1 protein-coding gene is annotated in these 467 nt (G+C 58.5%); it reads right to left on the minus strand.

Annotated elements, in window-relative coordinates:
- A partial coding sequence (locus ABT56_RS24360) for a hypothetical protein (RefSeq protein WP_047881228.1) occupies positions 1-467 on the minus strand: 467 nt, incomplete at both ends.

The raw sequence follows: 467 nt of genomic DNA on the forward strand, positions 1-467 counted from the left end.
CGTCGTGGCATCCAAGGTGACCTTGGCAGTAACGGTGCCGTCAGCACCCAGTTCGGCGCTGTTGTAGATACCGTCACTGTTGCTGTCACCCAACAGTTCAACACTCGGGGCCGATACGGCGCCAGTGTCGACCAAAGCACTGTCGCTGGCTTCCGGGGATGGGTTACCAACCTTGTCGATCACCTGCGCGGTCACTTCGACCTTGTCGCCGACTACTGAACCTTCGACCCAAATACCGTTGGTTAGGTCAGCAGCGGTCACTTCACGGTCAACCAGCACGTTGCCGTTGGTGTCGGTGATAATGATCCGATCGCCCTCGACAGTACCCGAGGCCAACGTCACTTTGGCGGTAACGGTGCCGTCAGCGCCCAGTTCAACACTGTTGTAGATACCGTCACTGTTGCTGTCACCCTGCAGTTCCACTAATGGAGCCGGTGCGGCCCCCGTATCCACTAAGGCGCTATCGC

Source organism: Photobacterium aquae, from assembly GCF_001029445.1.
Classification (GTDB): domain Bacteria; phylum Pseudomonadota; class Gammaproteobacteria; order Enterobacterales; family Vibrionaceae; genus Photobacterium; species Photobacterium aquae.